Here is an 11,805-nt window from a genome sequence, read left to right as displayed (position 1 = left end):
ATCAACAGCAACGTCGCGTCGCTGTCCACATCGACCTCCACGGGCATCGGCTCGCTGTCCACCGGCCTCAGCACGACCAACAGCAGCCTCACCTCGCTGTCGACCTCCACCTCGACCGGCTTGTCGTCGGCCAACAGCTCGATCGCCTCGCTGTCCACGTCGACTTCGACTAGCGTCGATTCGCTGTCCACTGGCCTGAGCACGACCAACAGCAACGTCGCCTCGCTCTCGACCTCGACTTCGACCAGCGTCGATTCGCTGTCCACCGGCCTGAGCACCACCAACAGCAACGTCGCGTCGCTGTCCACGTCGACCTCCACGGGCATCGGCTCGCTGTCCACCGGCCTCAGCACCACCAACAGCAGCCTGACCTCACTGTCGACCTCCACCTCGACCGGCTTGTCGTCGGCCAACAGCTCGATCGCCTCGCTGTCCACGTCGACTTCGACTAGCGTCGATTCGCTGTCCACTGGCCTGAGCACGACCAACAGTAACGTCGCCTCGCTCTCGACCTCGACTTCGACCAGCGTCGATTCGCTGTCCACCGGCCTGAGCACCACCAACAGCAACGTCGCGTCGCTGTCCACGTCGACTTCCACGGGTATCGGCTCGCTGTCCACCGGCCTCAGCACCACCAACAGCAGCCTGACCTCACTGTCGACCTCCACCTCGACCGGCTTGTCGTCGGCCAACAGCTCGATCGCTTCGCTGTCCACGTCGACTTCCACGACCTTCTCGTCCGCGCTGAGCTCGATCGGCTCGCTGTCCACCGGTCTCGCGACGACCAACAGCAACCTCGCGTCGCTGTCCACGTCGACGCTCACCTACGTGAACTCGCTGTCCACCGGCCTGAGCACGACCAACAGCAGCGTCGCGTCGCTCTCCACGTCGGCGTCGACCGGCCTCGCCGCGACCAACAGCAGCGTCGCCTCGCTGTCCACGTCGACTTCGACCGCCGTCGGCTCGCTGTCCACCGGCCTGTCGACCACCAACAGCAACGTCGCGTCGCTCTCCACGTCGACCTCGACCGCCGTCGGCTCGCTGTCCACCAGCCTGTCGACGACCAACAGCAACGTCGCGTCGCTCTCCACGTCGACTTCCACGGGCATCGGCTCGCTGTCCACCGGCCTGTCGACGACGAACACCAGCGTCGCGTCGCTGTCGACGAGCGTGACCAACATCAGCACGCAGCTCACGTCGCTGTCGACGACGATCGTCAACAGCACGACCAACGTCATCCGCTCGCTGCCGTCGAGCACGGGCATCGCCGCCGACATGAGCGCGCCGAACGCCACCGCGCCGTCCGTCACGGCCGGCTCGAACTCGGTCGCGATCGGCGCGGGCTCGACCGACGGCGGCCGCTCGAACGTCGTCTCGGTCGGCAGCTCGACGCAGCAGCGGCAGGTCACGAACGTCGCCGCCGGCACGGAAGGCACCGACGCGGTCAACGTCAACCAGTTGAATGCGCTGTCCACTTCTATGTCACAATCGCTGACGGGCCAGCAGTCCCAGATCAACAATCTGGGCTCGCAGTTGACCCAGACTCAGCAAGCGCTGCAGCAAACCGATTCGATGGCCCGTCAGGGCATCGCGGCCGCCACCGCGCTGACGATGCTGCCGCAGGTCGAGCCGGGCAAGACGATCAACGTCGCCGTCGGCGTCGCGCGCTTCGCAGGTCAGTCGGGGATGGCATTCGGCGCGAGCGCGCATGTGACAACCAACGGCATTCTCAAGCTGGGCATCGGCGTGTCGGGGCAGAACAAGACCTTCGGTGCAGGATATGGATATAGCTGGTGATCGACTCCGTCCACTCTTCATCGACCGGGCCGCGTGACGCGCCCGGCAAGCGCCTGGCCGTCGGCATCTCGCTCTTCGCCCGCGACGGCCAGGCGATCTGGGAAAACGGCATTCATCAGAACATTGCGTTCCTCGCGATGATGCTCAGGAAGTCGGAGCGGGTCGGCCCGATCTACTTCCTGAACGGCGGCGACGCGAAAGCGTTGCCCGCCGGCCTCGATCTCGGCGGCCTCGACGTGCCGCTCGTGAACCCGCGCGACGTGTCGCACGCGCTCGACGTCGTGATCGAGATGGGCGCGCAGCTGCCCGTCGACTGGCTCAAGTACATGAAGGCGCTCGGCAAGAAGCTCGTCGTCTGCTTCGTCGGGCACACGTACGCGGGGCTTTGCGAGACGCCGATGTTCGGCCGGCCGTCGGGCCACATCTTCAACGGCGGCCCGTTCGACGAAGCCTGGACGCTGCCCCAGTACGAAAAGACCGCGATGCCGCTGCTGCGCACGCTGCTGCGGGCGCCCGTCCATCTGATGCCGCACATCTGGTCGCCGTACTTCATCGAGCGCCGCGCGCGCCAGCTCGAAGCCGAGGGCCTGCGCTTCGGCTATGCGCCCGGCCGCGCGAAGTGGCGGCTGTCGATCCTCGAGCCGAACATCTCGGTCGTGAAGACCTGCCACTACCCGATGCTCGCCGCCGACGAATTCCACCGCGTGCAGCCCGACGCGGTCGAGCATCTGTTCGTCGTCAACTCGCTGCACATGAAGGAGCATCGGACGTTCGTCCATTTCGCGAACAGTCTCGATCTCGTCCGCCAGCACAAGGCGACCTTCGAGCCGCGCATCGATCTGCCGTCGTTCCTCGCGCAGCACGGCGACGCGGTGATCTCGCACCAGTGGGAAAACGCGCAGAACTATCTGTACTACGACGTGCTGTACGGCGGCTACCCGCTCGTGCACAACTCGCCGCGCCTCGGCGACGCCGGCTACTACTACCCGGAATTCGATTCCGCGGCGGGCGGCCGCGCGCTGCTGCACGCGTGGCGCCATCACGACGCGCATCTCGACGACTATCGCCGCCACGCCGACGCGCTGCTGCGCGAAGTCTCGATCGACAACCGCGACAACCTCGACGCGTATGTCGCGCGTCTGTTCGCCTAAGCCTATTCCCGGAGAGAACGCATGTCCGAAACCACCGCCCGTGACGTGCCGAACGGCGGCAAGCGTCTCGTCGTCGGCGTGTCGCTGTTCGTGCGCGGCGCCGGCCAGTCGCTGTGGGAAAACGGCATCTTCCAGAACTGCCTGCTGCTCGTGCTGCTGCTGCGCCAGTCGCCGCTCGTCGCCGAAGCGGTGATGGTCAACGGCGGCACGGGCGACGCCGATCCGCAACTGATGCTCGGCGAATGGAACGTGCCGCTCATCTCGATGGACGAGGCGATGACGCGCTGCGACGTGCTGATCGAAATGAGCGCGCAGTTCAACGCCGAATGGATCGCCGCATATCAGCAGCGCGGCGGCAAGGTCGTGACGATGCGCGTGGGCAACGACTACGTGATCGACATCGAGCGCGCGATCTTCGACAAGCCGTCCGGCTTCCTGTTCTCGGGCGCGCGCTACGACGGCGTCTGGACGATTCCGGAATTCGAGCATTCGTGCAGCCACTATCTCGAATCGGGGCTGCGCAGCCCGGTGACGATCGTGCCGCACATCTGGCATCCGCTGCTGTTCGACAAGGCGCGCGCGACGCTCGGCCCGGGGCTCGAATTCGGCTACAAGCCGGGCAAGCCGCGCTGGCGCGTCGCGACGTTCGAGCCGAACATCTGCATGGTGAAGACGAGCATCGTGCCGATGCTCGTCACCGAGGAGGCGTATCGCGCGCAGCCGAACTTCGTCGAATTCGTGCGCGTGTGCAACACGCTGCACATGAAGGAGCACACGACGTTCGTCCATTTCGCGCGCAGCCTCGACATCGTCGCGCATGGGCTCACGACGTTCGAGGGGCGCTTCGCGGTCTACGAATTCATGGCGGCGTACGGCGACGCGGTCGTGTCGCACACGTGGGAAAACGCGCAGAACTATCTGTACTACGAGTTGCTGTACGGCGACTATCCGCTCGTCCACAATTCGCCGTACCTCGGCCGCGCCGGTTATTTCTATCCGGATTTCGACTGCCAGGAAGGCGGCCGCCAGTTGCTGAAGGCGTTCCACGAGCACGACGCGAACCTCGACGCGTATCGCGAGCAGTCGCGGCACATTCTGGATTCGGTCAGCATCTACAACCCGAACAACGTCGCGGCCTATACGGAAGCGCTCGCCGCGCTGTACCGGTAACGCAGGCATCGCCGCATGCGCCGCGCCGCCCTATTTCGACCCGGAGGTCGCTTGAACAAGCTAGTCGCCCGATGCGTGATCGCCGCCGCCATGCTGGCCGCCGGCCCGCTCGCCCACGCGCAGGCGAGCCCGTCTCCCGACGCGGTGCTGCAAAGCGCCGAGGACGTGCTGAAGCAGATCGACGACGGCCGCTTCGATCTGGTCTGGCGGGATTCCGCCGCTTTCGTCAAGGAGCGATACACGGCGCAGCGCTTCGCCGACGACACGCGGCGGCTGCGCGCGCCGCTCGGCGCGGTCGCGCGGCGAGGATGGTCGGACATCATGCTGATCCAGTTCGCGAACACGAAGGACGTGCCGGACGGGCTATACGCGAACGTCGATTTCACGACGACGCTGCAAGGCGGCAAGGTCGTGTTCGAGAAGTTGAGCTTGCGCCGGGAGAGCGACGGCCGCTGGCACCTCGTCTCCTATGCGCCGCGCGAGCAGCAAGGCGTGACGCCGTCGCTCGCCGGGCAATGACTAGGCTGAATCGAGACCAATCGAATTGAAGAGCCGGAACCGGCGGGATCGGCACGCGGGCCGAAGCGCCGCGGCGCCGATCGCACGCGCGGCGTTCGTTCGCTCGCCGCTCAGCGCCCGCAGTCGTTGACGAGATTCGCGAGCAGCGTGTCGTATTCGGCGACGAGCGTCGGATTCTTCGACGTATAGCGGCGCAGCAGGCTGCGCTGCCGCGTCGCGTAGCCTTCCCAGTCGTCGTCGTGCTCGCGCAGCACGCGCGTCAGCACTTCCGCGCCCGTCAGCACGTCGTTGTCCGGATAGTAGTAGCCGATGTCGGGCACGAGATGCGCGTTGTGGACGAGCGGATAGCCCTGCCAGCAGACGTCGAAATAGAAGTAGTTGAGCGGGTTCTCCCACTGGTGCGACACGACGACGTCCGTGTGTTCGGCGAGGAACGTCGGCGTATCGAAGCGGCCGACGAAGCTCGCCTTGCTCGCGCGGACGATCTCCAGATAGTTCATCAGCATCACGAATTCCGGGCTGTCGTGCGCGAGCCGCTCGGCGTTCGTCACGTGCGCGAACGCGATCGCGTCCGGATCGCGCCGATAGACTTCATCGATGATGAGCATCGGATACACGCAGAACTTGACGACATCGTGGTTCGGCTCCATCACCGTGAGCCTCTTCGCGCGCTTGCCGCTCGGCCGGTACTCGCCGCGCTCGCGCAGCAGCCGCGTGCGCTCGGTGAGGAACATCGGGTCCCAGACGAACGGCACGACGCGCCCAGGGCAGCGCCGCAGCGATTGCAGGAACGGCAGCGACGACGGCGCGACCTGCGGAATCGCCCAGATCTCGTCGTAGCCGCGGTTGATGAACAGCGTTTCCCACATCCGGCGGCCGAACAGGATCGATTGCGTCGCGTGGATGTATTCGAAGCCGCAGCAGTAGCTGACGAGCTTCACGCCGCGCGCCTTCAGATACGCGGTCTGCTCGCCGTCGATCTGGCCGCCGAGCTCGATCAGCACGTCGAGCGAATCCTTCATGTCGACGAACGAGCGGGTGTCGAAAATCCGGCGGTCCCACGGCAGCGCGTCGGTGATCGGCACGTCCGTCGTGTTGACGATCGTCACCCGATAGCCGCGCGACGATTTCATCAGCAGCTTCGCGAGAAACAGCGCGTTTTGCTTGATGCCGTTGATCCAGAGGCTCTCGTTCGGCTCGCGCAGGCCAATCGTGATACCGATGCGCAAGCCGTTCAAATCGACAGGGGATGTCATTGCATGCCGGAGGGAAGGGAATTACGCAGTGTAGCGCATGCCCTGCGCTACCGCCCGCACCAGTATTCGAGTCTAGCGGACATCATGTAACCGGACTGTCAGATATCGTTAACGTGCGCCGCTCGCTCAAGCCGGCCCCATCACGAGCAGTTGCGCGCCGTCCGCCACCTGGTCGCCCACCGCGTACAGCACCTCGCCGACGACGCCCGCCGCGGGCGCGCCGATCGTGTGCTCCATCTTCATCGCCTCCATCACGATGAGCGGATCGCCCTGCTCGACCTTCTGCCCCGGCTCGACGAGCACCGCGATCACCTTGCCCGGCATCGGCGCGGTGAGCCGGCCCTCGCCTTCCGTCGAATCGGCCGCGTGCGCGAGCAGGTTGCGCCACTCGAACGCGCGCGCGACGCCCTGGCAGAACACGTGGAACGTGTCGCCGTCGACATGCACGCGGCCGCTCGCGCGCACGCCGCCCAACGTCACGTCGAAGTCGAGCGGCCCCGCGCCGCGCGACCACGCGAACGGCTTCGCGACGCCGCCCGCTTCGAGCGACTGCGCGCCGCCGTGGTCCAGATAGCGGACTTCGAGCGTCGCGTCGTCGTCGAGCGCGCGCCATTCGATCGTGCGCCGGTAGCCGGCGTTCAGCCGCCAGTTCGGCAGCGCGCCCCACGGCGACGCCGCGCCGCCCTCGCCCGCGAACTCACGCTCGCGCGCGAGCAGCGCCGCGCACGCGAGGCCGAGCGCCGCCGCGGGCGCCGGCTGCGGCGCGAACAGCGCGTCGCGATGGCGCTCGATCAGGCCGGTGTCGAGATCCGCGTCGGCGAACGGCCGGCTCGCGACGATCCGCTGCAGGAACTCCGCATTCGTATGCAGGCCGACGACCTCGCATTCGCGCAGCGCGCGGCCGAGCGTCGCGAGCGCCTGCGCGCGCGTGTCGCCGTGAACGATCAGCTTCGCAATCATCGGATCGTAGAACGGCGTGATCGCGTCGCCCTCGCGAACGCCGCTGTCGATCCGCACGGCCGCGCCGATGGCGAATTCGACGCCCGCCGGAAATCGCAGGTGCTTCAGGCGTCCGGTCGACGGCAGGAAGCCGCGCGCCGGATTCTCCGCGTACAGGCGCGCCTCGATCGCGTGGCCGCGCACGTGCAGATCGGCCTGCTTCATCGGCAGCGGCTCGCCCGCCGCCACGCGCAGTTGCCACTCGACGAGATCGAGCCCCGTCACCATCTCCGTCACCGGATGCTCGACCTGCAGGCGCGTGTTCATCTCCATGAAGTAGAACGCGTCGCCCGTCATGATGAATTCGACGGTGCCCGCGCCGACGTAGCCGACCGCGCGCGCGGCCGCGACGGCGGCCTCGCCCATCGCCTGCCGGAGCTCATCCGCGAGGCCCGGCGCGGGCGCTTCCTCGAGCACCTTCTGGTGGCGGCGCTGCACCGAGCAGTCGCGGTCGAACAGGTAGACCGCGTGGCCGTGCGTGTCGCCGAACACCTGCACTTCGACGTGGCGCGGCCGCTGCAGGTATTTCTCGATCAGCACGCGATCATTGCCGAAGCTCGCCGCCGCCTCGCGCTGGCACGACGCGAGCGCCGCCGCGAAATCGGCCGCGCGCTCGACGACGCGCATCCCCTTGCCGCCGCCGCCCGCGCTCGCCTTCAGCAGCACCGGATAGCCGATGCGGTCGGCCTCGCGTTGCAGCAGCGCGGGGGTCTGATCGTCGCCGTGATAGCCGGGCACGAGCGGCACCGCGGCCGCGTGCATCAGCGCCTTCGCGGCGGCCTTCGAGCCCATCGCGGCGATCGCCTCGACGGGCGGCCCGACGAACACGATCCCCGCCTCCTCGCACGCACGCGCGAAATCCTCGTTCTCCGACAGAAAGCCGTAGCCCGGATGGATCGCCTGCGCGCCCGCCGCGCGCGCGGCGTCGATGATGCGCTCGATCCGCAGATAGCTGTCGGCGGCGGCCGGGCCGCCGATGTGCACGGCCTCGTCGCACGCGGCGACGTGCTTCGCGTGCGCGTCGGCGTCCGAATAGACCGCGACGCTCGCGATGCCGAGGCGTTTGCAGGTCGCGGCGACCCGGCAGGCGATTTCGCCGCGATTGGCGATCAGGATCTTGTCGAACATGATGGGTCGGAAAACGGAAGATCGATAACGGATTCGGTTCGGTGCGCGGGCCGCGCGCCGCGCTTCGTCACGGCCGCTACGGCACCGCTCCGCTGTGCGCGGGCGGCGGCGGCGGCGCGCGCCGCGTCACGCGCGCCACGACGGCGTGCGCTTCTCGAGGAACGACGCGACGCCTTCGCGCGCCTCCGCGCCCGCACGCGTCTTCGCGATCCAGTCGGCGGTCTGCTCGATCAGCGCGGCGTCGAGCGCGCGGCCCGCGACGTCGCGCACGAGCGTCTTGCACGCGCGCACCGCCTGCGGGCCGTTCGCGCACAAGGCTTCGGCCAGCCTCGCGACGGTCGCGTCGAGCGCATCGGCCGGCACGCGCTCATGGACGAAGCCGAGCTGCGCGGCCTTCGCGCAGTCGAACGCTTCGGCCGTCGCGAAATAGCGCCGCGCGGCGCGCTCGCCGAGCGCGCGCACGACGTACGGCGCGATCGTCGCGGGAATCAGCCCGAGGCGCGCTTCCGACAGGCAGAACTTCACGTCCTCGGCCGCGATCGCGATGTCGCACGCGGCGACGAGCCCCACGCCGCCCGCGTACGCGTCGCCGTGCACGCGCGCGATCACGGGCTTCGCGCAACGATGGATCGCCTCGAGCATGCGCGCGAGACGCCGCGCGTCGGCGCGGTTCTCGTCGTCGGAGAAGCCCGCCATCCTCTTCATCCAGTTCAGGTCCGCGCCCGCGCAGAACGCCGGGCCGCGCGCGGCGAGCACGGCCGCGCGCAGCGACGGATGCGCGTCGATGCGGTCGAACGCGGTCGTCAGCTCGGCGATCATCGTCTCGTTGAACGCGTTGCGCACGTCGGGGCGCGCGAGCGTGACGGTCGCGATGCGGCCGTCGTCGGTCACTTCGATCGTTTCGTAGCGCATCGTCGGCTCCTTGCGTCCATCACATCCGGAACACGCCGAACCGCGTGTCCTCGATCGGCGCGTTCATCGCGGCGGCAAGGCCGAGGCCCAGCACGTCGCGCGTCTGCGCGGGGTCGATCACGCCGTCGTCCCACAGGCGCGCGCTCGCGTAGTACGGATGGCCCTGGCGTTCGTACTGGTCGCGAATCGGCTGCTTGAACGCCTCCTCGTCTTGCGCCGACCATTCGCCGCCCTTCGCCTCGATCCCGTCGCGGCGCACCGTCGCGAGCACCGACGCCGCCTGCTCGCCGCCCATCACCGAGATCCGCGCGTTCGGCCACATCCACAGGAACCGCGGGCCGAACGCGCGGCCGCACATGCCGTAATTGCCCGCGCCGAACGAGCCGCCGATGATCACCGTGAACTTCGGCACCTTCGCGGTCGACACGGCCGTCACCATCTTCGCGCCATGGCGCGCGATGCCCTCGTTCTCGTATTTGCGGCCGACCATGAAGCCCGTGATGTTCTGCAGGAACACGAGCGGGATCTTGCGCTGGCAGCACAGCTCGATGAAGTGCGCGCCTTTCGTCGCCGATTCGGAAAACAGGATGCCGTTGTTCGCGACGATGCCGACCGGGTGCCCCCAGATGCGCGCGAAGCCCGTGACGAGCGTCGTGCCGTAGCGCGCCTTGAATTCGTCGAACGCGGAATCGTCGACGATGCGCGCGATCACCTCGCGCACGTCGAACGGCTTTCGCGTATCGACCGGAATCACGCCGTACAGGCTTTTCGCGTCGTAGCGCGGCGGCAGCGGCTCGCGCATCGCGAGCGACGCGCCGCGGCGCGCACCCAAGTTGCCGACGATCGTGCGCGCGATCGCGAGCGCGTGCGCGTCGTTCTGCGCGAGATGGTCCGCCACGCCGGACAGGCGCGTGTGCACGTCGCCGCCGCCCAGATCCTCGGCGCTCACTTCCTCGCCGGTGGCCGCCTTCACGAGCGGCGGGCCGCCGAGAAAGATCGTCCCCTGCTCCTTGACGATGATCGATTCGTCGCTCATCGCGGGCACGTACGCGCCGCCCGCGGTGCACGAGCCCATCACGACCGCGATCTGCGCGATGCCCGCCGCCGACAGGTTCGCCTGGTTGAAGAAGATCCGGCCGAAATGATCGCGGTCGGGAAACACGTCGTCCTGGTTCGGCAGGTTCGCGCCGCCCGAATCGACGAGGTACACGCACGGCAGCCGGTTCTCGGCCGCGATTTCCTGCGCGCGCACGTGCTTCTTCACGGTCACCGGATAGTAGGTTCCGCCCTTGACCGTCGCGTCGTTGCAGACGATCACGCACTCGCGGCCGGCGATTCTGCCGATGCCCGTGACGATGCCCGCGCCCGGCGCGTCGTCGTTGTACATCCCGTATGCGGCGAGCTGCGACAGCTCGAGGAACGGCGTGCCCGGATCGAGCAGTTGCGCGATCCGCTCGCGCGGCAGCAGCTTGCCGCGCGACAGGTGCTTGTCGCGCGCGGCCTGGCCGCCGCCAAGCGCCAGCCGGTCGATCTTCTCGCGCAGGTCGGCGACGAGCGCCTCGAGCGCCGCGGCGTTCGCGCGAAACTCGTCGGCGCGCGGGTTCAGCTTGGATTCGATGATCGGCATCGCGTGGGCTCCGCGCGCAGGGTCAGGCGGTTTCCGCGAACAGCTCGCGGCCGATCAGCATGCGGCGGATCTCGCTCGTGCCGGCGCCGATTTCGTAGAGCTTCGCGTCGCGCCACAGGCGGCCGACCGGGTACTCGTTGATGTAGCCGTTGCCGCCCAAGATCTGGATCGCCTCGCCCGCCATCCACGTCGCCTTCTCGGCGGTGTAGAGGATCACGCCCGCGCAGTCCTTGCGCACCTGGCGCACGTGCGCGCTGCCCGCCGAATCGAGATGGCGGCCGACCGCGTACAGATACGCGCGGCACGCCTGGAACGTCGTGTACATGTCGGCGATCTTGCCCTGGATCAGCTGGAATTCGCCGATCGGCTGGCCGAACTGCTTGCGATCGTGGACATACGGCACGACCGCGTCGAGACACGCGGCCATGATGCCCGTCGGCCCGCCCGCGAGCACCGCACGCTCGTAATCGAGCCCGCTCATCAGCACCTTCACGCCGCCGTTGAGCTCGCCGAGGATGTTCTCTTGCGGCACCTCGACGTCCTCGAACACGAGCTCGCCCGTATGCGAGCCGCGCATTCCGAGCTTGTCGAGCTTCTGCGCGACCGAGAAGCCCTTCATCCCCTTCTCGACGATGAACGCGGTAATGCCGCGCGCGCCGGCCTCGGGCTCCGTCTTCGCGTAGACGACGAGCGTGTCGCAATCCGGGCCGTTCGTGATCCACATCTTCGTGCCGCTCAGCACGTAGCGCTCGCCGCGCTTGTCCGCGCGCAGCTTCATGCTGACGACGTCGGAGCCCGCGTTCGGCTCGCTCATCGCAAGCGCGCCTACGTGCTCGCCGGAGATCAGCTTCGGCAGGTACTTGCGCTTCTGCGCGTCGGTGCCGTTGCGGTGGATCTGGTTCACGCACAGGTTCGAATGCGCGCCGTACGACAGCCCGACCGACGCCGACGCGCGCGAGATCTCCTCCATCGCGACCATGTGCGCGGTATAGCCGAGACTCGCGCCGCAGTATTCCTCGGCGACGGTCATCCCGAGCACGCCCAGCTCGCCGAACTTGCGCCAGAGGTCCATCGGGAATTGATCGGTGCGATCGATCTCGGCCGCGCGCGGCGCGATTTCCTTCGCGGCGAAATGCGCGATCGAATCGCGCAGCATCTCGATGTCTTCACCGAGCATGAAGTTCACGCCGGGCAGGTTGATCATGTCTCCTCCGTCTCCAGGAAGTCCACAGAAGCGCCGATTATT

The 11,805-nt window shown here is 67.7% G+C and carries 9 protein-coding genes; 4 read left to right on the top strand and 5 right to left on the bottom strand.

Annotated elements, in window-relative coordinates; all coding sequences use genetic code 11:
• The 4 genes from WS91_RS33295 to WS91_RS15195 form a co-directional block, all read left to right on the top strand.
• Positions 1–1,797: YadA family autotransporter adhesin (locus WS91_RS33295; RefSeq protein ID WP_231752030.1), on the top strand; the 1,797-nt coding region annotated here is incomplete at its 5' end.
• Positions 1,794–2,948: a DUF2827 domain-containing protein gene (locus tag WS91_RS15205; RefSeq protein ID WP_059647438.1), complete on the top strand. Its 1,155-nt coding sequence runs from the start codon at positions 1,794–1,796 to the stop codon at positions 2,946–2,948. The genes WS91_RS33295 and WS91_RS15205, both read left to right, overlap by 4 nt.
• Positions 2,949–2,969: 21 nt before the next feature.
• Positions 2,970–4,118, top strand: a complete 1,149-nt coding sequence (locus tag WS91_RS15200) for a DUF2827 domain-containing protein (protein ID WP_059575925.1) — start codon at positions 2,970–2,972, stop codon at positions 4,116–4,118.
• Positions 4,119–4,169: 51 nt separating this feature from the next.
• Entirely contained in the window at positions 4,170–4,637 is a 468-nt protein-coding gene (locus tag WS91_RS15195; RefSeq protein ID WP_082717694.1) for a DUF4019 domain-containing protein, read from the top strand.
• Positions 4,638–4,747: 110 nt separating this feature from the next.
• Here WS91_RS15195 and WS91_RS15190 read toward each other — a convergent pair whose 3' ends face one another.
• From WS91_RS15190 to WS91_RS15170, 5 genes are all read right to left on the bottom strand, one after another.
• Positions 4,748–5,893, bottom strand: coding sequence for a DUF2827 domain-containing protein (locus WS91_RS15190; protein ID WP_038752730.1), 1,146 nt, complete (start codon positions 5,891–5,893; stop codon positions 4,748–4,750).
• Positions 5,894–6,019: 126 nt separating this feature from the next.
• Entirely contained in the window at positions 6,020–8,020 is a 2,001-nt protein-coding gene (locus tag WS91_RS15185) for an acetyl-CoA carboxylase biotin carboxylase subunit (RefSeq protein WP_038752732.1), read from the bottom strand.
• A gap of 126 nt (positions 8,021–8,146) precedes the next feature.
• Entirely contained in the window at positions 8,147–8,932 is a 786-nt protein-coding gene (locus WS91_RS15180; RefSeq protein ID WP_038752734.1) for an enoyl-CoA hydratase/isomerase family protein, read from the bottom strand.
• A gap of 19 nt (positions 8,933–8,951) precedes the next feature.
• The gene (locus WS91_RS15175; protein ID WP_059575931.1) at positions 8,952–10,559 is read right to left on the bottom strand and encodes a carboxyl transferase domain-containing protein; all 1,608 of its coding nucleotides are present in this window, start codon (positions 10,557–10,559) and stop codon (positions 8,952–8,954) included.
• Positions 10,560–10,581: 22 nt separating this feature from the next.
• On the bottom strand, positions 10,582–11,763 hold the full coding sequence (locus tag WS91_RS15170) for an isovaleryl-CoA dehydrogenase (protein WP_059670520.1): 1,182 nt from the start codon (positions 11,761–11,763) through the stop codon (positions 10,582–10,584).
• Positions 11,764–11,805: the final 42 nt, after the last annotated feature.

This window comes from Burkholderia sp. MSMB1498 (genome assembly GCF_001526245.1).
GTDB classification, from domain to species: domain Bacteria; phylum Pseudomonadota; class Gammaproteobacteria; order Burkholderiales; family Burkholderiaceae; genus Burkholderia; species Burkholderia savannae.
This window is presented reverse-complemented; position numbering and strand designations above follow the sequence as displayed.

Bases quoted from the DNA above. Each gene is read 5' to 3' on its own strand.
- WS91_RS15190 (WP_038752730.1), bottom strand. From the start codon at position 5,893: ATGACATCCCCTGTCGATTTGAACGGCTTGCGCATCGGTATCACGATT.
- WS91_RS15175 (WP_059575931.1), bottom strand. From the start codon at position 10,559: ATGCCGATCATCGAATCCAAGCTGAACCCGCGCGCCGACGAGTTTCGC.
- WS91_RS15180 (WP_038752734.1), bottom strand. From the start codon at position 8,932: ATGCGCTACGAAACGATCGAAGTGACCGACGACGGCCGCATCGCGACC.
- WS91_RS15200 (WP_059575925.1), top strand. From the start codon at position 2,970: ATGTCCGAAACCACCGCCCGTGACGTGCCGAACGGCGGCAAGCGTCTC.
- WS91_RS15170 (WP_059670520.1), bottom strand. From the start codon at position 11,763: ATGATCAACCTGCCCGGCGTGAACTTCATGCTCGGTGAAGACATCGAG.
- WS91_RS15185 (WP_038752732.1), bottom strand. From the start codon at position 8,020: ATGTTCGACAAGATCCTGATCGCCAATCGCGGCGAAATCGCCTGCCGG.